This is a genomic window from Faecalibacterium duncaniae, from assembly GCF_010509575.1.
GTDB lineage: Bacteria > Bacillota > Clostridia > Oscillospirales > Ruminococcaceae > Faecalibacterium > Faecalibacterium duncaniae.
The window spans coordinates 654753-677007 of sequence record NZ_CP048437.1; the positions used below are offsets into that span (position 1 = coordinate 654753).

Sequence of the window (22255 nt, forward strand, 5' to 3'; positions counted from 1 at the left end):
GGGAGGATACAATGAAAGAACTCGCAAAACAGTACGATCCCAGCCAGGTGGAAGACCGTATCTACCAGTTCTGGCAGGACGGCGGCTACTTCCACACGGAAGCGGACCCCGACAAGAAGCCTTACACCATCGTCATGCCCCCTCCGAACGTGACCGGCCAGCTCCACATGGGCCATGCGCTGGATAACACCATGCAGGATGTGCTCATCCGCACCAAGCGGATGCAGGGCTATGCCGCCCTGTGGGTGCCCGGCACCGACCACGCATCCATCGCCACCGAGGCCAAGGTCGTGGAGGCCATGCGTGCCGAGGGCCTGACCAAGGAGATGGTGGGCCGCGACGGTTTCCTGGAGCGCGCCTGGGACTGGAAGACCAAGTACGGCAACCGCATCGTCAGCCAGCTGAAAAAGCTGGGCACCAGCTGTGACTGGCAGCGGGAGCGCTTTACCATGGACGAGGGCTGCTCGGATGCCGTCAAGGAAGTGTTCGTGCGCCTGTACGACAAGGGCCTGATCTACCGCGGCAACCGGATGGTCAACTGGTGCCCCCACTGCAACACCTCCATCTCGGATGCTGAGGTGGAGTACGAGGAAAAGGACGGCAATTTCTGGCACCTGCTCTACCCGGTCAAGGAGACCGGTGAGATGCTGGAGCTGGCAACCACCCGCCCCGAGACCATGCTGGGTGATACCGCTGTTGCCATCAACGGCGAGGACCCCCGCTATGCCCACCTCCACGGCTGCCATGTTGTCCTGCCCCTGCTGAACAAGGAGATCCCCATCGTCTGCGACGAGCATGCTGATATGACCAAGGGCACCGGTGTCGTCAAGATCACCCCCGCCCACGACCCCAACGACTTTGAAGTGGGTCTGCGCCATGATCTGCCCATCGTTCGGGTGTTTACCTACGACGGCCACATGACCGGTGCTGCCGATAAGGCCGCTGCCGATGCACTGTTTGCCGCAGGCAAGAACACCGTGAACGAGCCCGAGGTGCTGGACTGCGGCAAGTACGCCGGCATGACCACCCTCGAGGCCCGCAAGGCCATTCTGGCAGACCTGAAGGAGGGCGGCTTCCTGAAGGAGATCGAGCCCCTGAAGCACGAGGTCGGTACCTGCTACCGCTGCCACTCCACCATCGAGCCCATGGTCTCCAAGCAGTGGTTCGTCAAGATGGAGCCGCTGGCAAAGCCCGCCATCGAGAGCGTGGAGAAGGGCGAGATCAAGTTCGTGCCCGAGCGCTTTACCAAGAACTACCTCAACTGGATGAAAGGCACCCGCGACTGGTGCATCAGCCGTCAGCTGTGGTGGGGCCACCAGATCCCGGCCTTCTACTGCAATGACTGCGGCGAGACCGTGGTCGCCAAAGAGATGCCCTGCACCTGCCCCAAGTGCGGCGGCAGCCACTTCACCCAGGACCCCGATACGCTGGATACCTGGTTCTCCTCCGCTCTGTGGCCCTTCAGCACTCTGGGCTGGCCCAATGAGGACAGCGCGGACCTGAAGTATTTCTACCCCACCAACACGCTGGTCACCGGCTATGATATCATCGGCTTCTGGGTCAGCCGCATGATCTTCTCCGGCCTGGCCTACACCGGCAAGGCCCCCTTCGACACTGTCTGCATCCACGGCATCGTCCGCGACAGCCAGGGCCGCAAGATGTCCAAGAGCCTGGGCAACGGCATCGACCCGCTGGAGGTCATTGCCCAGTACGGCGCGGATGCACTGCGCTTCATGCTGCTGGACGGCTCCACCCCTGGCAACGATATGCGTTACAGCGAAAAGAAGGTGGAGGCTGCCCGCAACTTTGCTAATAAGCTTTGGAACGCCACCCGTTTTGTCCTGATGAACCTGCCCGAGGACTTCCAGCCCGGCCTGCCCGAGGAGAGCAAGCTGGACATGAGCGACAAGTGGGTGCTGACCAAGCTGAATCAGGTGGCCGGTGCCATGACCGACAACCTCGACCACTTCGAGATGGGTCTGGCCGCTGCCAAGATCAACAGCTTCATCTGGGATGTCTACTGCGACTGGTTCATCGAGATCGCAAAGCCCCGCCTGAACTCCGGCGATGCAGAGCAGGCAGATACCGCCCGCCGTGTGCTGGTGTATGTGCTGGACAAGGCTCTCAAGCTGCTGCATCCCTTCATGCCCTTCATCACGGAGGAGCTGTATCAGGCCCTGCCCGGCTCCGCCGAGACCATTATGACCCAGAGCTGGCCCACCTTTGACGAGGCACACAACTGGGCCGAGGAAGAGGAAGCCTTTGAAAAGGTCATGGACTACATCAAGGCAGTCCGCACCATGCGCACCGAGATGAATGTCCATCCTGCCAAAAAGACCAGTATGATCATCGAGACGGCTGATCCCGCTCCCTTCCGGAATGCAGAGGTCTATCTGGCAAAGTTTGCCTTTGCCACCGACGTGACCTTTACGGAAAAGTACGAGGGCAGCACCGATGGCATGGTGCAGGTGTCCACCCACACCGCCCGCGGCTTTATCCCCATGATGGAGCTGATCGACCGCGAGAAGGAGCTGGCCCGCCTGAACAAGGAAAAGGCCAAGGCCGAGAAGGAACTGGCCATGTTCGAGAACCAGCTGGCCAACCCCAAGTTCGTGGAGCGTGCCCCCGCAGCTCTGGTGGAAGAGATCCGCGCAAAGCGCACCAACAGCCAGAGCAAGCTGGCCAACATCGAGCAGAGCATCAAGGCTCTGGGCTAAGCGGATGCAGGAACAGAATCAACGCACCTCCCCGTGGCTCATCGCGTGGCGGGTGATCTTTACTTTTGCCCTCATCGGCTGCATCGTGTTCATCTTCTCGAACTCTCTGCAGATCGCGGATGTGTCCGAGGGGGCCAGCGGCCGGGTACTGGGGATACTGCAGGGCATCCTGCGGCATCTGGGCCTTCCCGGTGCCGCCGACCGGCTCACCATGCACATCGTGCGCAAGCTGGCGCATTTCTGCGAGTATCTGCTGGAAGGCTTCCTGCTCATGCTCTGCCTGCGGGTGTACACCCGGCATTTCTTCAAGCATGTGTCCTGGCCCATGCTGGGCGGCCTGCTCACAGCCCTGACCGATGAGACCATCCAGCTCTTTGTGCCGGGCCGCAGCGGCCAGGTCACCGATATCTGGATCGATTTTTCCGGTGTGATGACCGGCCTGCTGGTGGGGCTCATCCTGCTGGGGCTTGTCCGGATGTGCATCATTCTCTATCAACATCGAAACGAGGTTTGACGCAATGACCATTGAACAGGCAAATGCCTATTTTGTATCTCTGCCCGAGGGCTTTGCCCCGACCCGGCAGCTGCAGGAAGCCCTTTCTGCCAAGGCAGGCCGGGTGGATTATCTGGGCGTAGCCGGTACGGCTGGCAAAACGACTGCCGCCGCCCTCACGGCGGCGGTGCTCAGAGCTGCCGGTCTCGTTACCGGCAGCTACCACGCAGGCTGTGAGCCGCTCTCTGCCCGCATCCGGGTGAATGGGGAGCCTGTGGCACCGGAGCTGCTTGCACAGGCCGCCGAGATCCTGAGCGCCCGGGAGACCCTGCCCCGTGCGGCTGCCGAGCTGGCTGCCGCTGCCCGCTGCTTTGGCGAGGCAGGCTGTGCGCTGGCCGTGGTGGAACTGCCCGATGCGGGACTTGCCGAGGCCCTGCCCAAGATGCCGGTCTGTGCGGTCACCTCCATCGGCCCGGACGGCATCAGCGCCTCACTGGAGCGCTCCGCCGCGCTGGCGGCCGGTGTCATGCGCAAGGGCAGCATCTGCGTCACCGCGCCTGAGCAGCCCAAGGCTGTGGTCAGTGAGCTCATCGTGGCCGCCGGTAAGGCAGACTGTGAGCTGGTCGTGCCGGACCCCGATGATATCACCTTCCTCGAAGCCGAAAAGTTCGCCAGCCGTGTGGACTACGGCGGCTATACCGTGCCGCTGGCCTTCCTGGGCCGTCACGCGGCGGGCAGTGCCGCCATTGCGGTGGAGCTGGCCCTGGCCCTCTGCAAAAAGGGCTATGACATCCCCGATGAAGCCATTCTGGAAGGTCTGGCCGCTGTGGAGAACCGCAGCAGCATCCGGGTCCTCTCCCAGCGCCCGCTGGTGGTGCTGGATGCCTGCCGCACCCCGCAGCAGGCCATTGCCCTGCTCCACGTCCTGAACATGGCCAAGGTGCGCCACCTGAGCGCTGTCATCGGTCTGGCAGAGGAAGAAGGAGCCGAGGCCTTCTTCTCCGCGCTGGAAAGCGGCTTGACGGCTGAGACCCAGAAAAAAGACCGTACCACCATGCCCGGCATGAGCGAGAATCCCTTTGATAAGGTGTTCCTCGTTCCCCCGGCGGGTACAGATGCCGCCATGACCGAGCGCCTGCTGGAAAAGGCACGCTACCACTTTGATGCCGAGCTCTGCGGGAGCCTGGCCGAAGCCGTGGAGCTTGCCCGGGCCAACAGCCGCCGCGGCCTGCTGATCTGCGGCGGCGAAGCCATCGCACTGGAAGCTGCCGATCTGCTGGCTGAAAAGTAAGCGACACCCTTTTCTAAAATATGCCCGGAAGAGCCTGTACACTGATGGAAACGTGTACAGGCTCTTTTTATTTTAGAAGAAACCGCTCAATCAATGTCTCGCACTGCCGACCTCCCGGAAAGGGGAAGCCTCCGGCAGGCCGGACAAGCCTGAGCGATTCACGCAAGGAAAGGACAGAAAATGGCAACAGTTACATTCAGTGCGGCGGACGATCTGCTCTATGCCTATCTGGCAGGTGAAATCGACCACGATGCAGCACAGAACCTGCGCATCCAGCTGGACGATGCCCTTTTGGCCCGCACCCCCAAAACACTGGTGCTCGATCTGGGCGGGGTTGGGTTTATGGATTCGTCCGGGGTGGGGCTGATTCTGGGCCGCCAGCGCTGCGCCCGCAGTCTGGGCGGAACCCTGCGTATCCAGCACGCCCCGGAGCAGCTGCGCCGCGTTCTGCGGCTGGCCAATATCCCCTGCACGGATGCAGGACAGGAGGAATGAAGATGAAAGCGGAAAACACGACCAGGATCCAATTTGATTCCCTCAGCGTCAACGAAGCGTATGCCCGCGGTGCGGCAGCGGCTTTTCTGGCCCGGTATGACCCCACCGTGCCCCAGCTGGCTGACCTGAAAACGGCGGTATCCGAAGCCGTCACCAACTGCATCGTCCACGCCTACCCCGACCGGGTGGGACCCATCACCATGACAGTCTCCGTTTATCCGGGGCGGGTGGTCAGAATCGTGATCGCAGACAAAGGGGTCGGCATCCCGGATATCCCCAGAGCGATGGAGCCGCTCTTCACCACCGGCAACCCGGAGGAGCGCTCCGGTCTCGGTTTTGCGGTCATGCAGAGCTTTATGGATAAAGTCAGTGTGCGCTCCGCTCCCGGCCGGGGCACCCGGGTCATTCTGACAAAGCATCTGGAGGAAAAGCCCTCTACATAAAAGGAAATGAGGGAATACCATGGTAACGGACAAGATCCGGCGCAGTGCATTCATTGAACAGAACCTCGGGCTGGTACACGCCTGTGCCGGACGCTTCCGGGGCAGGGGCATTGAATACGATGATCTCTATGGGGCGGGCTGTATGGGACTGGTCAAGGCGACCGACGGCTTTGATGAAGGACGCGGGGTCTGCTTTTCTACCTATGCAGTGCCAGTGATCCTGGGCGAGATCAAAAAGCTCTTCCGGGAGGGCGGCACAGTCAAGGTCAGCCGCTCCTTAAAAGAACTGGGGCTGCGGGTCAATGCGGCGCGGGAACATCACAGGAAGCTCTGCGGCACCGAGCCGACCCTTTCTCAACTGGCAGAAGAGCTGGGGGAGAGCGTGGAGAACATCACGCTTGCGATCCAGGCTGCACAGCCCGCCCTGAGCCTGACCCCGGAAGGGGAGAACAATGACCGGCAGATAGATATCCCGGTGGAATCCCCGGAGGAAGAACTTGCGGATAAGATCGGCCTGGCCGAGGTGCTGGAAAGTCTGCCGGAAGAGGACCGGCTCCTGATCCGTCTGCGGTTCTATGCCAACCGCACCCAGAGTGAGACGGCAAAAGTGCTGCATACCACGCAGGTCCAGATCTCCCGGCGGGAACGCAAGATCCTGCGCAAAATGCGGGAGCGGTTATTGGAATGAGCCGTGCAAACGAAAATAGGGCTTTTCTTGAAAAATGTAAAAAAAGGGCTTGCTTTTTGTCTGAGTCTGTGCTAAAATACATTACTGTCAGGCGGATGTCTGACACGAACGCTTCAGAAAAAACGGATGAAAAGTGACGAAGGTCGATTGGTTCTTCTAAGAACTTCAAAAAATCTTCAAAAAAGTGCTTGACATTCTAATACAAACGTGCTAAAATGTACAAGCTATCAGCCGCTAAGGCTGAGGCGCACAGGACCTTGAAAATTGAACAATATCGAAAAACTTGTAACGGAACCTATTTTCGTGTTGGAAAAACACGTTAAACAATTCCAAACAAAAGTAATTCACACAGGACGCAAGCGATTGCGTGCTGAGCGAAGAAGATTTAACACTTTTTAAGTGATAAATATCATTTATAAAGAGTTTGATCCTGGCTCAGGACGAACGCTGGCGGCGCGCCTAACACATGCAAGTCGAACGAGCGAGAGAGAGCTTGCTTTCTCGAGCGAGTGGCGAACGGGTGAGTAACGCGTGAGGAACCTGCCTCAAAGAGGGGGACAACAGTTGGAAACGACTGCTAATACCGCATAAGCCCACAGGTCGGCATCGACCAGAGGGAAAAGGAGCAATCCGCTTTGAGATGGCCTCGCGTCCGATTAGCTAGTTGGTGAGGTAACGGCCCACCAAGGCAACGATCGGTAGCCGGACTGAGAGGTTGAACGGCCACATTGGGACTGAGACACGGCCCAGACTCCTACGGGAGGCAGCAGTGGGGAATATTGCACAATGGGGGAAACCCTGATGCAGCGACGCCGCGTGGAGGAAGAAGGTCTTCGGATTGTAAACTCCTGTTGTTGAGGAAGATAATGACGGTACTCAACAAGGAAGTGACGGCTAACTACGTGCCAGCAGCCGCGGTAAAACGTAGGTCACAAGCGTTGTCCGGAATTACTGGGTGTAAAGGGAGCGCAGGCGGGAAGACAAGTTGGAAGTGAAATCTATGGGCTCAACCCATAAACTGCTTTCAAAACTGTTTTTCTTGAGTAGTGCAGAGGTAGGCGGAATTCCCGGTGTAGCGGTGGAATGCGTAGATATCGGGAGGAACACCAGTGGCGAAGGCGGCCTACTGGGCACCAACTGACGCTGAGGCTCGAAAGTGTGGGTAGCAAACAGGATTAGATACCCTGGTAGTCCACACCGTAAACGATGATTACTAGGTGTTGGAGGATTGACCCCTTCAGTGCCGCAGTTAACACAATAAGTAATCCACCTGGGGAGTACGACCGCAAGGTTGAAACTCAAAGGAATTGACGGGGGCCCGCACAAGCAGTGGAGTATGTGGTTTAATTCGACGCAACGCGAAGAACCTTACCAAGTCTTGACATCCTGCGACGATGCTGGAAACAGTATTTTCCTTCGGGACGCAGAGACAGGTGGTGCATGGTTGTCGTCAGCTCGTGTCGTGAGATGTTGGGTTAAGTCCCGCAACGAGCGCAACCCTTACTGTCAGTTACTACGCAAGAGGACTCTGGCAGGACTGCCGTTGACAAAACGGAGGAAGGTGGGGATGACGTCAAATCATCATGCCCTTTATGACTTGGGCTACACACGTACTACAATGGCGTTAAACAAAGAGAAGCAAGACCGCGAGGTGGAGCAAAACTCAGAAACAACGTCCCAGTTCGGACTGCAGGCTGCAACTCGCCTGCACGAAGTCGGAATTGCTAGTAATCGTGGATCAGCATGCCACGGTGAATACGTTCCCGGGCCTTGTACACACCGCCCGTCACACCATGAGAGCCGGGGGGACCCGAAGTCGGTAGTCTAACCGCAAGGAGGACGCCGCCGAAGGTAAAACTGGTGATTGGGGTGAAGTCGTAACAAGGTAGCCGTAGGAGAACCTGCGGCTGGATCACCTCCTTTCTAAGGAGTCAGGCAGATGGAAGAACATCGAAGATGGTCGGCCATCTGGAACAGGTGACAGATACAAGCAGAGTAGATATTGTTCGATTTTGAGGGCCCTGAAAAGGGGTTACTCAAAACCTTATGTGGGGGTTTAGCTCAGCTGGGAGAGCACCTGCTTTGCAAGCAGGGGGTCAAGGGTTCGATTCCCTTAATCTCCACCACATGGGCCAATAGCTCAGCTGGCTAGAGCACACGACTGATAATCGTGAGGTCGATGGTTCGAGTCCATTTTGGCCCACCATGTGATGAAAATCAAAGTTTCGGGAGACCGGGCTTTGAGGAACATCACCAAGACGTACCTTGAAAACTGAATAATAACTGCGAAACAAAGATTATAGTAAGTTCTTTTAAGAAATATTGCAATTTCAAAAGGAAGGGTAACAATAATCTTCGTTGGCAAAAGAGAGAATCAAGAGGATACCAAATGTTCTGAAAGAACGTTTGAAAGGTCAAGCGAACAAGGGCGCAGGGCGAATGCCTTGGCACTGGGAGCCGATGAAAGACGTGATAAGCTGCGATAAGCTTCGGGGAGCTGCAAATAAGCATTGATCCGGAGATTTCTGAATGAGGAAACTCACCTGGGTTCATACTCAGGTACAATACACTGAAATTCAAAATAGGTGTATTGAGGGAACCGCCTGAACTGAAACATCTAAGTAGGGCGAGGAAGAGACATCAAACGAGATTCCGTAAGTAGTGGCGAGCGAACGCGGAAGAGGGCAAACCGAGAGTAGAAATACTTTCGGGGTACGGACTGCTTTTAAGACTTAATCTGTTAACCGAACGGCATGGGAAGGCCGGTCAGAGAGTGTGAGAACCACGTAGGTGAAAACGGAGAGAGCTGCGCAGGATCCAGAGTACGGCCAGACACGTGAAACCTGGTCGGAATACGGGGGGACCACCCTCCAACCCTAAATACTACCCAGTGACCGATAGCGTATAGTACTGTGAAGGAAAGGTGAAAAGCACCCCGGGAGGGGAGTGAAAAAGAACCTGAAACCCTGTGCCTACAAGCACCTAGAGCGCGTCAAAGCGTGATAGGGTACTTTTTGTAGAACGGTCCGGCGAGCGATTGTATGCAGCAAGGTTAAGGACTTAAGGTCTGGAGCCGAAGCGAAAGCGAGTTTGAAAAGGGCGTTAAGTTGCATATAATGGGCCCGAAACCGGGTGACCTACCCATGGTCAGGTTGAAGTGGAAGTAAAATTCCATGGAGGACCGAACCGACCTCCGTTGAAAAGGCGGCGGATGAACTGTGGGTAGCGGAGAAATTCCAATCGAACCCGGAGATAGCTGGTTCTCCCCGAAATAGTTTTAGGACTAGCCTCAAGTTAGATACCTGGAGGTAAAGCACTGAATAGCCTAGCGGCCGAGAGGTTAGCGAAGCTTATCAAACTCAGAATGCCAGAGTATTGATGCTTGGGAGTCAGACAGTGTCAGATAAATGTCATTGTCAAAAGGGAAACAGCCCAGATCTACAGCTAAGGTCCCAAAGTCAGGTTAAGTGGAAAACGATGTGAAGATACGCAGACAACCAGGATGTTGGCTCAGAAGCAGCCACTCATTCAAAGAGTGCGTAATAGCTCACTGGTCGAGCGTCTTTGCGCGGAGAATTTAACGGGGCTAAACCTGACACCGAAGCTTAGGCAATACAGAAATGTATTGGGTAGGGGAGCGTTGTATACGCGGAGAAACAGTAGCGCAAGCGGCTGTGGAGTGTATAGAAGTGAGAATGCCGGAATGAGTAGCGCGAATGCAGTGAGAATCTGCATGGCCGAAAGCCTCAGGTTTCTGGAGGAAGGTTCGTCCGCTCCAGGTTAGTCGGGAGCTAAGGTGAGGCCGGAAGGCGTAGCCGATGCACAGACGGTAGAGATTCCGTCACCACCAAAAGAGTTAAGCACAGGGACACATATGAAGTCTCAGAGCCGGGTGTTGGTTCCGGTAGAGATCGAGGGAAATTAGTACCGAAGTCTGAGATGGAAGATGGCGAGAAAAGCTGTGTGTATTTCTGAGGTGCCCGTACCGCAAACCGACACAGGTAGGTAGGAAGAAGATTCTAAGGCCAACGGGAGAAGGGTTGTTAAGGAACTCGGCAAATTGACCCCGTAACTTCGGGAGAAGGGGTGCTCCAGAGATGGAGCCGCAGAGAATCGGCCCAAGCAACTGTTTACCAAAAACACAGGTTTGTGCTAAATCGAAAGATGACGTATACGAGCTGACGCCTGCCCGGTGCTGGAAGGTTAAGAGGAGATGTGCAAGCATTGAATCGAAGCCCCAGTGAACGGCGGCCGTAACTATAACGGTCCTAAGGTAGCGAAATTCCTTGTCAGGTAAGTTCTGACCCGCATGAAAGGCGTAATGATTTGGGCACTGTCTCAACAGCCCGCCCGGCGAAATTGTAGTACCGGTGAAGATGCCGGTTACCCGCGACAAGACGGAAAGACCCCATGGAGCTTTACTGTAGCCTAATATTGGGTTTCGATGTTGCATGCACAGGATAGATGGGACTCTGGGAAACCAAGGCTTTGGCTTTGGCGGAGAGGCCGTTGGGATACCATCCTTGCGATATTGGAATTCTAACCTGCGGCTCTGAATCGAGTCGGGGGACATTGTTAGGTGGGCAGTTTGACTGGGGCGGTCGCCTCCTAAAGAGTAACGGAGGCGTTCAAAGGTTCGCTCAGCTTGAACGGAAATCAAGCAAAAGAGTGCAAACGCAGAAGCGAGCCTAACTGCGAGACTGACGGGTCGAGCAGTAACGAAAGTTGGAGTTAGTGATCCGGTGGTATGTGAGTGGAAATGCCATCGCTCAACGGATAAAAGTTACCCTGGGGATAACAGGCTGATCTCCCCCAAGAGTCCACATCGACGGGGAGGTTTGGCACCTCGATGTCGGCTCATCGCATCCTGGGGCTGTATTCGGTCCCAAGGGTTTGGCTGTTCGCCAATTAAAGCGGTACGCGAGCTGGGTTCAGAACGTCGTGAGACAGTTCGGTCCCTATCTGTCGTGGGCGCAGGATATTTGATGGGAGCTGTCCCTAGTACGAGAGGACCGGGACGGACGTACCTCTGGCGCACCAGTTGTTCCGCCAGGAGCATAGCTGGGCAACTACGTACGGATCGGATAAACGCTGAAAGCATCTAAGCGTGAAGCCGACCCAAAGATAAGATATCCCACTGATTGAATCAGGTAAGATTCCTTGTAGACTACGAGGTTGATAGGCACGATGTGTAAGTGGAGCGATCCATTCAGCAAGTGTGTACTAATAGATCGAGGGCTTGACCACAATTCGCTTGAATTCTCAAGTCAATGATAAAATGTAAGCAGTGATTATTCAGTTTTGAAGGCACGTCCTTCAAGAAATACTGGACAAGAACACAGCAATGTGTTATACTTGGTCAGTCATATTGGTCGGTGACGATGACGGTGAGGTTCCACCTGTTCCCATTCCGAACACAGAAGTTAAGCTCGCTCGTGCCCAAGATAGTTCGCTGGAAACGGCGCGTGAAAATAGGTAGTCGCCGACTTTTATATGGCCCGTTGGTCAAGCGGTTAAGACAGAGGCCTCTCACGCCTTTAACATCGGTTCGATTCCGGTACGGGTCACCATATGCACCTCTAGCTCAGTTGGTAGAGCAACTGACTCTTAATCAGTGGGCCCAGGGTTCGAGTCCCTGGAGGTGCACCACAACAACAAAATCCGAACTTTTTTCCGATAGGAGAAGGGTTCGGATTTTTTGTATTCTTTGGAAAACAGAACGAATCCCTTGCTTCCATCGAAAAACGTCCTAGACCTTATCATAAGAAAGCACGACAGACCACGCTAAGAGTGCCGTAAGGCAGAAAGGACACAAACATGAAGTGCGATGCAAGAGCTTGCAAATTCAACATGGACACCGGCTGCGTGGAGCTGCTGCTCCGGGATGGGAGAAAGATTTCCATCGACTGCACCGGGGTTGAGGATGCACTGGATGTGACTATGGCGCAGCAGACGGAACTGGACTACCTTATCTACAATGACCCACTGGGCTATGCGGATTTGATTCTGAACGGTAATCCGAAGGAATATCTGAGGAATGTGGCTGGAAGTCATGGGTTAGAAAATTAAAGGCAAAACAAAAACAGGGTGCGCCCCTGAATAGGACGCACCCTGCCAAAATCCACATATGATAGCGATATGTACAACAGGGCGTTCCCCGTCGGGAACGCTCTGTTTTTCTTTGCCGGAGAGATGAGCCTGTTCCGCCTGCCACGCGGCAAATTCTCTTTGCCCTTCTTCGCTGTTCCAGCAGGCAAGGATGGCCGGGTAGAATGCCCGTGCCAGACGGTCGATGACTTCATCGGGATAGGGGGAAGTGTTTGTGGACTTTTTCTTTGTGTTCAAACGCACGCTCCTTTGATCGTCCCACCGCAGCAAAGTCGGGCGAGAAAATCAAAGTTCCAAATTTTTATCAGGCGCAAGGGCGCGGATGCTTTCCGCCCTGCTCTTGCGGCTGGTGGCTCGTTGATGACTTACAAGTGCCTGTCGTTATGCGATTTCTTTCTCGTTCAGCATTTCTTCAAACTGTGCCATATACGCCTTGTGCTGCTTGAGGATTTTTAGCGTTTCAGTTTTGGCGTAGGAATCGTCCGGTAGCTTAGGCAAGTATCTCATCAAAAAATCAAAGTCCTGCTGAATCCGCCGGACAGCGACTTCCAGCGCGGAGTAGTTGATTCCAGAGTAGTGTGAGTAGCTCGACTGCGGAGCGGGGCGGTCCTCCGGGTGCAGAATCTCGTGCACGATCTGCTTGCGGTTCGGAAAATCGGCTCTGGCAAGGCGGTGCATATCAGCATCACGGACTTTGAACTGCCCGGACAGGATTTTCTCCTGCATACCGGGCACCATCTGTTCCATGATCTCTACGCCACGCATGAATTTTTCAGAACGGGCAACGTAGGATTCGCTGACATTGTTCCGCTCCGCAATCTGCTTACGAACGCTTGCTTCTGCGGCAGTGGGAGGAATTGTGTCAATTTGACACAATTCCTCCGGGGCGGTTTTCTTGGCAGCAGCCGTGTGCTGGTTGTTGCCGTTTCCACCGGGCTTCCGATGTTCCACACTGTACTGCTTTCCAATGAGGAACTTCTTCTGCTCCGGGGTTAAATTGCGCCGCCCCAGCTGATTCTTGCAGATCCAAGCGAGAGCTTCCTCACGATTTGCAAAGCGGAGCGGCATGGTAGAAAAGTAGATTTCGGGATGCTTCTGAAGAATCGCATAACGATTGTGACCGTCAACAAGTGTATTGTTCCACACGATCAAAGGAGAGAGCAGCTTGCCCGCTTTCAGGATATTTTCTTCAAGCTGCTTGAATTCATCATCGGTCAGAGGGGGAATCTGGGACTGAAACTCCGGATCGATTTTCAGATTGATCATACGCACACTCCTTTATCTCTCCTGCTGCGCCGGTTCTTCCTCCCGGAAAAAGGACGCAACATTCTGCTTTGCGGTTTTCAGTTTGAGCAGTTCTTCCTTAGCTTCCTTGTACTGCTCGTAGAACTTTGCCTTTTCGGATGCCAGCTGCGCATACTCGGCTTCCAGTTTTTTCGGGCTGGGCAGCTTGGTGATGTTGTTTGCCTTAAAATAGGCTGCTGCTGCCCGGTATGCTGTCAGCTCTGCACGGTGCTGCTCCTCAAAGGCTGCGGGTCGTTTGGCAGCTTTTAACTGCTGTGTGATTATCTTGGTGCTGGCATAGGCTGCGACCTGATAGCGCAGCTCTTTGTTGAATTTCATGCGACCTTCGAGGTCTTTCACCACCGCCAGTGCGTCGTGATACTTGGTTTCCAGTTTGGCGATGCGCTGGTTCAGGGCGTCCTCGTTGAGCAAATCTTTCTCCTGCAAGAGGATCAGAGTTTGTGCCATGGCTTTGAGGTTGTACTTCTTTGCCCAACGCTCATAGCCTGTGCCCTTACCCTTGGCCAGCTTTGCCTGAATGTCAATCAGTTTCCCGATGGTATCCTGCTTGAACTGCACCTTGGGTTTGTGCTCTGCGTTTGCGTTCAGGGTAGCAAACACAGCTTTCTTGTCGTAGTTGTCACCGAGATGTTTCGCTCGGATAAACTTCGTTCTGCCAGCAGGCAAGTAGCTGAGTTGTTCACGGCTTTCCTTGACGGCAATGCCGTACTGCTGCAAGAGCCTGTCGGAAAAATCTTCAAAGCTCGTGGCACGGTGCAATACAGACGAAATCTGTCTCCGTAAAGTATCCTTCACAGTTTCAAACTTCTTCTGCCGAGGCTGCTGTCCAGCTGTGGTGAGGGCTGCGTTTTCACGATCGAGTTTCAACTGGCCGCGTCTACGCGCCCAATACTCAGCTTCGCTCACGCGCTCCTTGGAGCCGTTGAGCAGGTCGATCTGGTACAGACCAGCACCCTCACACAGCTCCATGACCTCAACACGCAAGTGCCGCATGGTCTGGGCTGTGCTGGAGTGCTTCATACCCTCGCGCCAGTCGCGGGGCTTCTGCATATAGGGCTTGCGTTCCACCTCTCGTGTTCGGATGCTGCCAATCACGATGTGGACGTGGATGTTTCCCGAACGGTTATGCCCATCCGGGTGAGTGCAGACGATGGCAGGATGACCGGGAAAATTTTCAGAACAAAACTTTAGGCCAAGTGCCTGTGCCTTTTCCATGGTCAAGCCGTTGTCGGCTGCATCTCGTGGGTCAAAGCTGATGATATACTGGTGACTTTTGATATCACCATGCTGGGTGTTCTTGCCATACTTGCGGTTTGCCAGCAGACAGGCTGTTGCAAACGAGAAATCGCCGCACTCAAGGGTGTCGAGCAGGTACGAATCCCGCAGCTTCGGCTTGCCCTGTTCATCCAGAAGTTGCTTCCCGGTGAACGCGTCGTGCTGGTAAACGAGGTACGCTTCGATGGCGGTGTAGTCCGAGTTTTTAGAGCTTATATGCTTGAGCGTTGCCATACAGTTCACCCAGAAGTTTCTCGGCGTTGAGCCGAAATGCGGTTAGGTCTGCAAGTTCGTCAAGAATTTTCGCTCGGATCTGCTCGGTGTCTGCACCGCCGAAGTTGAAGTGCCTTGCAAGTTGGTTGAGGTTGGTGCCCACTTTGCTGCACTGAGCAAGCAAAGTGGAAACAGCGGTCAGGGTTTCTTCTCCGCCGCCGGCAACGATGACCGTTTTCTCGATCTTGACGTTGTGGATGGCGCGGCGGATAAAAGTGGAGAGGGAGAGATTCAGGAGTTTGCAAGTGAGTTCCAGTGACATTTTTTCCTCCGCTGTCACACGGAACTTGATGACGTGCGTTTTGTTGTTCGGCGTGTCGTAGCGCTGGGAATTGCTAGGGGTCGATTGAACATTCGTTTTGGTCATTGTACCTCCTGTCTGTTCGATAACTCCTCGGTGAAGTTATGTAAGCACGACACGCCGTTCCATTCGTGCCGCAAGGCACGAATGATGAGCAGGGTTTGGGGCAGGCACGCCCCAACAAGATCACTTCGGAAATGCAGACGCATTGCAGAAGTGAAGTCCCGGATGGACAGGAAATTTTCAAGAATTGAAAATTTGTGGCCACGGGACGGTTCTTGCCCTCTACCGCTGCGCTCAAAACGCTTCATCAACAAATGTTTCCGAATTGTTAAGACGCAAAAATAAGTAGAGAGTTCCGCTGCTTATGTAATGGGGTCACCGTTTGCTCCGAACGAAGTTCCTGCCCCTGTTTGTGCAGCGGCGTTGGCTATAAAGCCGGTATCACGTCCGGTCGGCTCATGAAGTTTTCAAGGTACGTTCCCCACAAAAGAAAAATACCGCCCACGCAGCGCAGCGATGATTTTGTCGGGGTGAATCGGCGGCAAAATGAATCGGGTGTGTTGCGGGGCGGTACGTTCTTTCCGGGCAATCATCCGCTGAAAGTGGTGGTTATCACGGTGAGAACCACCACTTTCAGCAAGATTTGGAATAAAGGGTATCATGGAAGTGTAGGCGCGTCAAGATGGTTTTGCAAAATTTATTGTGGTAAAGCGGTGGTAGTAGGACTTATTTGTGTAGTATGCTCCAAAAGCCATATTGTAACTATATGTTTCTTTGCAATCTACGGATGAAGAGAAGGAGAAGCTCTAAATCTGCGTCGGAAAGCTCTTGTATTCCCTCTGAGATGGCATCGATTAGCTCTGGTCGATCGTGGTCGCTAAAGAATTGCTCTGGAGTGATGCAAAAGTAATCACATATATTAAAGAATTGCGTCATGGATGGAAGTGCTTTTCCGGAGCTTATTCCTTGAATATAATTTTTGTTTTGTCCTAGCTCTAGGCTCATCTGATACTCTGAAACATTGCGTTTCATGCGAAGTTCTGTGATTCGTTGCCGAAGGAAGCTTGCATAGTCCACATTTTTTCACCTCATCAGAAAGCATACAGGGAATTGAATTTAAATGTTCCAGATAGAAAGCCTCGATTTGGTTAAAAACGGCTTGACAGTACAGAACTAATGTGGCAGAATAAAATAAAAGGTCGAATTGTACAGAAACATTCTGTCAATGGCATAGGAAAATTCCAGGCAGAAATTCTAATGGAAACTGCTGAAGGCGATTATAAAGAGGGGAAACGTCGATGGAATCAAATCAGGCACAAGTGATCCGTCAGGATCTGAGAAACTTTTCCGGCGCAGTGCAGAATATGGTGCAGGGGGTCAGAGCGGCATCTATTTCATGGGGAGATCAGAACTACCAGATGTTGTTTCGGTCGATTCAGGGACTTTCCATAAAGTCAAAACGTGTGCTGGATAGTGGCAACCGTGCAGCACAGGCGGCAGAACGGTTCTTTGAAATATCCCAAGAACAATACTGAGAAATAGTTCAGAGGAAACTGTATGACACAAGTTTCAGTAGAAGGTCTCAAAAAAGTAAAGCAGGCACTACTGGATTTCAAAAATCAAGCTGCGCCGATGTCCTATACCGTTACAAATCATAATCAGTCCTGTCAAAGCGATGCATCGAAGTCTGTGAATAAGACCAGGCAGACAGTCGAAGAACTGACGCAGAGGGTTAAAACTCTGGAAAATAAGATTCAGGAACTGGAACAGTCGATTCAGCAGAGCGAGAGAATGATTCAGGAACTGGAGCTACAGGGGAAGGAAGCACGTGAGACGATTGGAACGCTGGAACAGCGTGTAGCCAAAATTCAAGAGGAACTGCGGAAGATTGGAAACGTCTCAACAAGTGATGAAAATGGACAGAGCCAGATTGCACAGCGTATTCGGCAATTGAAAGCGGAATTACAGCGATGCCGTGAACATATTTCACAGATTCAAAATGCTGTAAGAGAAATGGAACAGGAGAAGGCTCGGCTTCAGCAGCAAGAGGAATGGCAGCGCAGCCAGAAAGCGCGTGCAGAGCAGGAACTTGCATCCCAGAAGAGACGGCTACAGCAGTATCAGGGTAAACTGGAACGTCTGCAACAGCAGATGAGCATTTTGTCCAGCGCACTGGGAGAGTATCAGCAGTCGATGCAAGTATTTCAGGCGCAGGCAGCACAGCAGGGGCAGGTCACGATGCAGTCTGTAGACAGTTGCATCCAATGCGTGGAACTTTATATGCAATATTGCTAAGTAAATTCGATAGATAAATGAAAGGATGTGTTTCTTTTGGCAAGCGCACAAGTCAAGATTCAGGATTTGAAAAACGGAATCAATGCCTGCGGCGTATGTACACATGAATTGCAGCTTACAGCTCAGCAGCTCCAGCGTGATTATATGAGTGCTGGCTCTGGATGGAAGGATGAGCAGTACAAAAATCTTGGACAGATTGTCGAGGATAGTTGCACCGCAATTCTGCAGCCGATTCCGCAGCTTGAAAACTGTCAGAAGTGGCTGCAGGAGCTTGCAGCTTTGGTTGAAAAATATGAGACCTGATGTCGGTTTATAAAAAGGAGGTTGGATATAATGGCAATGAACGCATCCGTTTCTGCTATTCAGGACATGGAAAAGACGCTTGCGGATACAGTGCGTAATCTGGATACGCTCAGTGAAAAGATTAGCACGAATTTCCGTCCTTCGGCAGATTGGAACGATAACCAGGCGGTGGCTTACAATCAGGTGATGCAAAAGATTGCCCGGTTGGTCAAATCACCGACAGCGGACCTGAAAAAGCAACAGGAAAAGCTGAAACAACTGGAGGAACTGGTACGGAGTTATCAGAGCCACCAGTTTAATGGATAAAACAAAATCATTATGGAGGAATCAAAAATGGATCTGAACGATTTCACAAGTGCGGAAAACAAGAAAATGACGACGGAAAATGATATTCCGACGTTCAACCCTCCTATAGGTGATGCACCAAAGGTGGGAGTTGATGGTAAGAGCAAGAAGGCGCAGACTTTTACACCCCCTACGACATCCAACATGGATCCGGGATGCTACTACCACCCGGAAGAGAGGGTGGTAGGCCACTGCGCACGGTGCGGCAAGAATTTGTGCCGCTATTGTTGCGATTCCTTTGGTGTGACTGGTGGTGAATATGCAGGAAAGATGTTGTGCTATGACTGCACTACAAAGCTCGTGAAGGATAATGTGGAAGAACTGCAGAAAAACCATAATTATATCCATGGACAGTATACGCAGTGTCTGGTTGGATGTGCAATCGGTGGTGTGATTGGATTCATCTGGGGGCTGAGCGGTGGCATCATGGGTGCACTTCTTTATATGGTACTGTGTGCAGCGATCGGCGGCAGCGCGAGTAACTTTTTCCACCGCTTCATTGCAGCAATTCCGGGGTTCTTTGTTTCCACGGGAAACATGGTGATTTCGATTTGCGTCGGTCTGTTTAAATTTATCTTCTGTTTCTTCCTCTATGCGATTATGGCATTGTTTGAAACGGTCAAAAAGATTCTTTACTACCGCAATTATATGGCTCAGACGGCAGATTGTCTGGAAAAGGACAGTTCTGCCCTGCAGTGCATCCGGGATCGTATGGAATATAGCCGTGTGATGAATGAAAATCGCGGTATGAGTCTGGCAGATCTGATGAATGAAGGCAGCGAGCTGTACAACAACTCTTATGCTCGCATGGTTCAGGAACAGGGCGAGGAAAAAGCAGAGGCATTTGTCAGCAGATGCACTACTCAGATCGCCGAGAACGGCGAGATCATCCGCAGCTTTGCAGCCTGATCGCCTGGCAAGGACAAAAAATACTGTCGCGCCAAACGACTTGTTTCAGCAGGAGGTTAATACAGTATGGATAACAATGATGTGGTCGCTGCACGTCGTCGTGCATTGCAGGAAGCAATTCATAGCGGTGAAACCGTTATGGTCTCGCCCACGGGTCAGGTTCAGTTGCCGGGCGAATCGGATGATCCTACCCGTCCGGGAATTTCGGTCCCGCAGGGTAAGCTTGCTTAAGGCAGGAGGGAGTAACAATGGCATTTTACTGGTATCAGAGTGATCCCGACCTCTATCGGGCAGAAGTCCAGGCCATGAACAAGTTCTTTCCGTCGTTTACGATTCATCAGCTTCCTGATGGTTCCGGCAGACTGTACTGGCGTGGCAAAGTGCAGCCCGCTGGTCCGGACGGTATGGTCTGGGATTTGATGCTGATTTATAAAAATGATCATCCTCATGCAGGCGCATCGGAATATGGCGGTTCGATCCAGATTCTTCCGGTACAGCCGCGGCTGAAGGATATAGCGACCCGCATGATGCCGATCCTTGAGGAAACATATGGCAGCTACGAAAATTGTGTAAGACATGGCTTCGGTCTTGGTCTGCCGCATATCTATCGGGATAATTTCGGACGTAATGAAGAATATTTTATTTGTACTGCAGATCCGAAATACTTCAAGACGGGTATGACACGTTCGACTTCAGCTGCATCCTCTCTCAGCTGGGCCTGTAAATGGATCCTTCTGTGCGAAATGTGGATGAATGGCGAAATCAGCGATGATGTTGCGCTTGAAGGCAATTATTGAGTATTGAAAAACACTCATCACTCACGTCGGTGGGTGATGAGTGTTTTTGTTTCGAATGAGGTGTGAACAGATGGAAGTGGTCTTTTCGCAGCGGGCGATAGCGGCAGTCATGGCAGAGACGGCAGAAAAGATACAGACAGAAACGGGCGGTCTATTCCTTGGCAAAGTGATCGGGGATACATGGTATGTTGTGGAGTCCATCGACCCCGGTCCGAATTCGATTTTTGAAGTCGCATATTTTGAATACGATCAGCCGTATGTCCAGCACCTGATTAACAAGGTCGCTGCAATTTATCAGGAACGGTTGGAACTGATTGGGCTGTGGCATCGTCATCCGGGGTCTTTTGACCAGTTCTCGGGGACGGACGATCAAACTAATCACGTCTATGCGTCCATGCGGCCGCAGGGAGCAATCTCGGTTCTGGTCAATCTTGATCCGGATTTCCGTATGACGGTCTATCATGTGGGACAGACATATCGGAACTATCAGCGCATTTCCTATGAGATAGGAAATGAACGGTTTCCGCAAGAGCTTCTAAAGTATCGTTCGGTAGAAGATTCACTTGCTCTTATGCGGCGGAAATGTGGTCGTTCTGAAGCAGGAGGAACATCCAACAAAAAATCCATCGAGAATTTCATGGAAGAAGTATCGTCTTACCTTGATATGCAGATTACCGCACCGGCTATGGGCATGAAGCAAGTGGTCTCGGAGGAACAGATGACTCGGATGCTTGATCTCTTGTATGCTGATTTGGAATTTTTGCAGGAGAAAAATATCTCTGTTCGGGTCAGATGGAATGAGAATACATTATGGCTTTTGCCGAAAAGCAATAACGAGAACGAAGCTGTGCGTTTTACAGACCTGACGGAAAATAAAATGCTGGGAGCATGGCGTGAAAAGGTGTTTTATTATCATTCCGGAGATTTGGAGAAAGCATGGAATGATGCACATGACACATCAGATGACAAGTCACCGAAAGAAAATGGGCGAATGGAGGAAATTGCCAGACGTATTGTTATGTTTGGCGTGAGAAAGGGTAATTGATATGCTAGAGAATTTTTTTGGGGAAGAAATAGAAAAGACGGTATTCCTTTCGGCGGCGCAGATGAGGGAAGCACACCCGGGGCCAGTGAGAGGAAAATATTTCAAGGACACTGCTATCTTCAATATTTTTCCGCCGGAGCTCTCAGAGCGTGGGGAGTTTTTGGGGCAGATCCTTCCGGAAGGCTTTGAGCCGAACGCCAAAGGTTTTTGCGGGGTCGCAAGACAGGAAAAAATTCAGTTCTATTTTGACGGAAAACCAATCAATGCGGAACCCTATGAATTGCACCAAAATATATTTTCCCGCAACAAAGGTATTTTAGAAACGGATAAAATGGATCACAAACGGGCAGTGATTCTGGGGTGTGGATCAGTTGGAAGCCTCGTAGCAATGGAACTTGCCCGGTCCGGTGTGGGCCATTTTCTGCTTGCTGACCCGGATGTAATGGAATACCACAATATCTGTCGGCACCAGTGTGGTATTGAGGATGTCGGAGACCTTAAGATAAATGCACTGAAGCGTAAGTTGCTGAATATCAATCCTCAAATTGATGTGCAGATATTTGAGGGAATCGTTCAGAACATTCCAAAGGCCATGCTGGATGATTTTTGTGTAAAAGGGGAAACCGTTTTTGTGGGCTGTGCAGATAACCGTGGAGCAGATGTCTACGCAAACCGCATAAGCATTTATTACGGAGCGGCATTTCTCTCGGTCGGATTCTGGGAGCGTGCCTATGCCGGAGAAATTTTCTATCATATCCCGGACAGGGGAATGCCCTGCTACGCATGTGCTTTGGGCGAGGGCACGGAACTTTCGGCACGGGTGCAGGCAAACCATCATGTTTATTCCAATCAGGAGAATATTGAGGGAGTCCGCTTTGAGCCGGGCATCTCAGTGGATATCAATTTTATCACCTGCATCGGAGTGAAATTGTGCCTTGATATCCTGAACATGACGGAGCCGGGCTACCGGCCTCGTTTGCTGAACGATCTGAAGCAGTACACACTGGTGTGCAACACAAGCGACCCAGAGATCGGCGGGGAAATGGTAGAGATATTCAGCTATCCTTTGCAGGTCACCACCTCGCTCAAGGTGGGTTTCCATTCAGAAAAGTGCACAGGACAGTGTCGATATGAAATCAAAGATCATTAAGATGTCTTGAGAGAGAGGA

General features: G+C 52.6%; 21 protein-coding genes, 4 tRNA genes and 3 rRNA genes. 23 read left to right on the plus strand and 5 right to left on the minus strand.

The features are described 5' to 3' along the window. Nucleotides 1-11 precede the first annotated feature (11 nt). The 14 genes from GXM22_RS03075 (at nt 12) to GXM22_RS03140 (ending at nt 12196) form a co-directional block, all read left to right on the plus strand. Complete coding sequence (locus GXM22_RS03075; RefSeq protein WP_005936542.1) at nt 12-2717, plus strand: valine--tRNA ligase; 2706 nt, start codon at nt 12-14, stop codon at nt 2715-2717. Between the two features lie 4 nt (nt 2718-2721). Continuing rightward, nucleotides 2722-3231: a VanZ family protein gene (locus tag GXM22_RS03080; RefSeq protein WP_005936544.1), complete on the plus strand. Its 510-nt coding sequence runs from the start codon at nt 2722-2724 to the stop codon at nt 3229-3231. Between the two features lie 4 nt (nt 3232-3235). Continuing rightward, nucleotides 3236-4501, plus strand: coding sequence for a folylpolyglutamate synthase/dihydrofolate synthase family protein (locus GXM22_RS03085; RefSeq protein ID WP_005936545.1), 1266 nt, complete (start codon nt 3236-3238; stop codon nt 4499-4501). 180 nt (nt 4502-4681) lie between these two features. After that, a complete protein-coding gene (locus tag GXM22_RS03090) occupies nt 4682-4996 on the plus strand; it encodes an anti-sigma factor antagonist (RefSeq protein ID WP_005936547.1) in 315 nt (104 codons plus the stop codon). Nucleotides 4997-4998: 2 nt separating this feature from the next. Further along, nucleotides 4999-5439 carry an anti-sigma F factor gene (gene spoIIAB, locus GXM22_RS03095; RefSeq protein ID WP_035395071.1) on the plus strand — a complete coding sequence of 147 codons (441 nt, stop codon included), beginning with the start codon at nt 4999-5001 and terminating at the stop codon, nt 5437-5439. A 19-nt stretch (nt 5440-5458) separates the two neighbouring features. Further along, complete coding sequence (locus GXM22_RS03100; RefSeq protein ID WP_005936552.1) at nt 5459-6127, plus strand: sigma-70 family RNA polymerase sigma factor; 669 nt, start codon at nt 5459-5461, stop codon at nt 6125-6127. 412 nt (nt 6128-6539) lie between these two features. Then, nucleotides 6540-8050: ribosomal RNA gene (locus tag GXM22_RS03105) — 16S ribosomal RNA — on the plus strand. 127 nt (nt 8051-8177) lie between these two features. Beyond that, nucleotides 8178-8253: transfer RNA gene (locus tag GXM22_RS03110), tRNA-Ala, on the plus strand. Nucleotides 8254-8256: 3 nt separating this feature from the next. Continuing rightward, nucleotides 8257-8333: transfer RNA gene (locus GXM22_RS03115), tRNA-Ile, on the plus strand. 206 nt (nt 8334-8539) lie between these two features. Then, nucleotides 8540-11374, plus strand: a 23S ribosomal RNA gene (locus GXM22_RS03120). Nucleotides 11375-11498: 124 nt separating this feature from the next. Continuing rightward, nucleotides 11499-11615: ribosomal RNA gene (gene rrf / locus GXM22_RS03125) — 5S ribosomal RNA — on the plus strand. The 16S, 23S and 5S rRNA genes sit together here with 4 tRNA genes alongside, the layout of an rRNA operon. Before the next feature lie 7 nt (nt 11616-11622). Next, nucleotides 11623-11697 (plus strand) — tRNA-Glu (locus GXM22_RS03130). Between the two features lie 3 nt (nt 11698-11700). After that, nucleotides 11701-11776: transfer RNA gene (locus GXM22_RS03135), tRNA-Lys, on the plus strand. 168 nt (nt 11777-11944) lie between these two features. Then, nucleotides 11945-12196, plus strand: a complete 252-nt coding sequence (locus GXM22_RS03140) for a DUF6061 family protein (protein ID WP_005935938.1) — start codon at nt 11945-11947, stop codon at nt 12194-12196. On the opposite strand, the gene GXM22_RS03145 is transcribed toward GXM22_RS03140, so the two are convergent. The 5 genes from GXM22_RS03145 to GXM22_RS03165 all read right to left on the minus strand — a co-directional run bounded on the left by GXM22_RS03145 (nt 12185) and on the right by GXM22_RS03165 (nt 16469). Further along, a complete protein-coding gene (locus tag GXM22_RS03145) occupies nt 12185-12478 on the minus strand; it encodes a hypothetical protein (protein WP_035394936.1) in 294 nt (97 codons plus the stop codon). The two genes, GXM22_RS03140 and GXM22_RS03145, sit on opposite strands and share 12 nt — an antisense overlap. Nucleotides 12479-12616: 138 nt before the next feature. Beyond that, a complete protein-coding gene (locus tag GXM22_RS03150; RefSeq protein WP_005935932.1) occupies nt 12617-13501 on the minus strand; it encodes a ParB N-terminal domain-containing protein in 885 nt (294 codons plus the stop codon). A 12-nt stretch (nt 13502-13513) separates the two neighbouring features. Next, the gene (locus tag GXM22_RS03155; protein ID WP_099357245.1) at nt 13514-15049 is read right to left on the minus strand and encodes a relaxase/mobilization nuclease domain-containing protein; all 1536 of its coding nucleotides are present in this window, start codon (nt 15047-15049) and stop codon (nt 13514-13516) included. Further along, nucleotides 15021-15455 (minus strand): plasmid mobilization protein, encoded by a 435-nt coding sequence (locus tag GXM22_RS03160; protein ID WP_005935924.1) that lies wholly within the window; start codon nt 15453-15455, stop codon nt 15021-15023. Before GXM22_RS03160 ends, GXM22_RS03155 begins: the two co-directional genes overlap by 29 nt. Before the next feature lie 699 nt (nt 15456-16154). Then, the gene (locus tag GXM22_RS03165; RefSeq protein WP_035394935.1) at nt 16155-16469 is read right to left on the minus strand and encodes a helix-turn-helix domain-containing protein; all 315 of its coding nucleotides are present in this window, start codon (nt 16467-16469) and stop codon (nt 16155-16157) included. A 221-nt stretch (nt 16470-16690) separates the two neighbouring features. Between GXM22_RS03165 and GXM22_RS03170 the strand changes: the two genes are divergently transcribed. From GXM22_RS03170 to GXM22_RS03210, 9 genes are all read left to right on the plus strand, one after another. Then, nucleotides 16691-16927 (plus strand): hypothetical protein, encoded by a 237-nt coding sequence (locus tag GXM22_RS03170; protein ID WP_005922682.1) that lies wholly within the window; start codon nt 16691-16693, stop codon nt 16925-16927. 22 nt (nt 16928-16949) lie between these two features. Beyond that, on the plus strand, nt 16950-17687 hold the full coding sequence (locus GXM22_RS03175; RefSeq protein ID WP_005922680.1) for a hypothetical protein: 738 nt from the start codon (nt 16950-16952) through the stop codon (nt 17685-17687). Nucleotides 17688-17714: 27 nt separating this feature from the next. After that, a complete protein-coding gene (locus GXM22_RS03180) occupies nt 17715-17990 on the plus strand; it encodes a hypothetical protein (RefSeq protein WP_005922678.1) in 276 nt (91 codons plus the stop codon). Between the two features lie 30 nt (nt 17991-18020). After that, nucleotides 18021-18296, plus strand: coding sequence for a hypothetical protein (locus tag GXM22_RS03185; RefSeq protein ID WP_005922676.1), 276 nt, complete (start codon nt 18021-18023; stop codon nt 18294-18296). A gap of 27 nt (nt 18297-18323) precedes the next feature. Further along, nucleotides 18324-19244 carry a hypothetical protein gene (locus tag GXM22_RS03190; RefSeq protein ID WP_240143126.1) on the plus strand — a complete coding sequence of 307 codons (921 nt, stop codon included), beginning with the start codon at nt 18324-18326 and terminating at the stop codon, nt 19242-19244. 66 nt (nt 19245-19310) lie between these two features. After that, a complete protein-coding gene (locus GXM22_RS03195) occupies nt 19311-19475 on the plus strand; it encodes a hypothetical protein (RefSeq protein ID WP_005935912.1) in 165 nt (54 codons plus the stop codon). Between the two features lie 17 nt (nt 19476-19492). Continuing rightward, complete coding sequence (locus GXM22_RS03200) at nt 19493-20041, plus strand: hypothetical protein (RefSeq protein WP_005922670.1); 549 nt, start codon at nt 19493-19495, stop codon at nt 20039-20041. Between the two features lie 70 nt (nt 20042-20111). Next, on the plus strand, nt 20112-21086 hold the full coding sequence (locus GXM22_RS03205) for a Mov34/MPN/PAD-1 family protein (protein ID WP_242651701.1): 975 nt from the start codon (nt 20112-20114) through the stop codon (nt 21084-21086). Nucleotide 21087: 1 nt separating this feature from the next. Further along, complete coding sequence (locus GXM22_RS03210; protein WP_005922666.1) at nt 21088-22236, plus strand: ThiF family adenylyltransferase; 1149 nt, start codon at nt 21088-21090, stop codon at nt 22234-22236. Nucleotides 22237-22255: the final 19 nt, after the last annotated feature.

What these genes read in the sequence shown, in the direction of transcription:
- GXM22_RS03160 (WP_005935924.1), bottom strand. Translation starts at nt 15,455, where the DNA reads ATGACCAAAACGAATGTTCAATCGACCCCTAGCAATTCCCAGCGCTAC.
- GXM22_RS03085 (WP_005936545.1), top strand. Translation starts at nt 3,236, where the DNA reads ATGACCATTGAACAGGCAAATGCCTATTTTGTATCTCTGCCCGAGGGC.
- GXM22_RS03175 (WP_005922680.1), top strand. Translation starts at nt 16,950, where the DNA reads ATGACACAAGTTTCAGTAGAAGGTCTCAAAAAAGTAAAGCAGGCACTA.
- GXM22_RS03150 (WP_005935932.1), bottom strand. Translation starts at nt 13,501, where the DNA reads ATGATCAATCTGAAAATCGATCCGGAGTTTCAGTCCCAGATTCCCCCT.
- GXM22_RS03075 (WP_005936542.1), top strand. Translation starts at nt 12, where the DNA reads ATGAAAGAACTCGCAAAACAGTACGATCCCAGCCAGGTGGAAGACCGT.
- GXM22_RS03210 (WP_005922666.1), top strand. Translation starts at nt 21,088, where the DNA reads ATGCTAGAGAATTTTTTTGGGGAAGAAATAGAAAAGACGGTATTCCTT.
- GXM22_RS03155 (WP_099357245.1), bottom strand. Translation starts at nt 15,049, where the DNA reads ATGGCAACGCTCAAGCATATAAGCTCTAAAAACTCGGACTACACCGCC.
- GXM22_RS03170 (WP_005922682.1), top strand. Translation starts at nt 16,691, where the DNA reads ATGGAATCAAATCAGGCACAAGTGATCCGTCAGGATCTGAGAAACTTT.
- spoIIAB (WP_035395071.1), top strand. Translation starts at nt 4,999, where the DNA reads ATGAAAGCGGAAAACACGACCAGGATCCAATTTGATTCCCTCAGCGTC.
- GXM22_RS03200 (WP_005922670.1), top strand. Translation starts at nt 19,493, where the DNA reads ATGGCATTTTACTGGTATCAGAGTGATCCCGACCTCTATCGGGCAGAA.
- GXM22_RS03100 (WP_005936552.1), top strand. Translation starts at nt 5,459, where the DNA reads ATGGTAACGGACAAGATCCGGCGCAGTGCATTCATTGAACAGAACCTC.
- GXM22_RS03090 (WP_005936547.1), top strand. Translation starts at nt 4,682, where the DNA reads ATGGCAACAGTTACATTCAGTGCGGCGGACGATCTGCTCTATGCCTAT.
- GXM22_RS03205 (WP_242651701.1), top strand. Translation starts at nt 20,112, where the DNA reads ATGGAAGTGGTCTTTTCGCAGCGGGCGATAGCGGCAGTCATGGCAGAG.
- GXM22_RS03190 (WP_240143126.1), top strand. Translation starts at nt 18,324, where the DNA reads ATGGATCTGAACGATTTCACAAGTGCGGAAAACAAGAAAATGACGACG.
- GXM22_RS03195 (WP_005935912.1), top strand. Translation starts at nt 19,311, where the DNA reads ATGGATAACAATGATGTGGTCGCTGCACGTCGTCGTGCATTGCAGGAA.
- GXM22_RS03080 (WP_005936544.1), top strand. Translation starts at nt 2,722, where the DNA reads ATGCAGGAACAGAATCAACGCACCTCCCCGTGGCTCATCGCGTGGCGG.
- GXM22_RS03140 (WP_005935938.1), top strand. Translation starts at nt 11,945, where the DNA reads ATGAAGTGCGATGCAAGAGCTTGCAAATTCAACATGGACACCGGCTGC.
- GXM22_RS03185 (WP_005922676.1), top strand. Translation starts at nt 18,021, where the DNA reads ATGGCAATGAACGCATCCGTTTCTGCTATTCAGGACATGGAAAAGACG.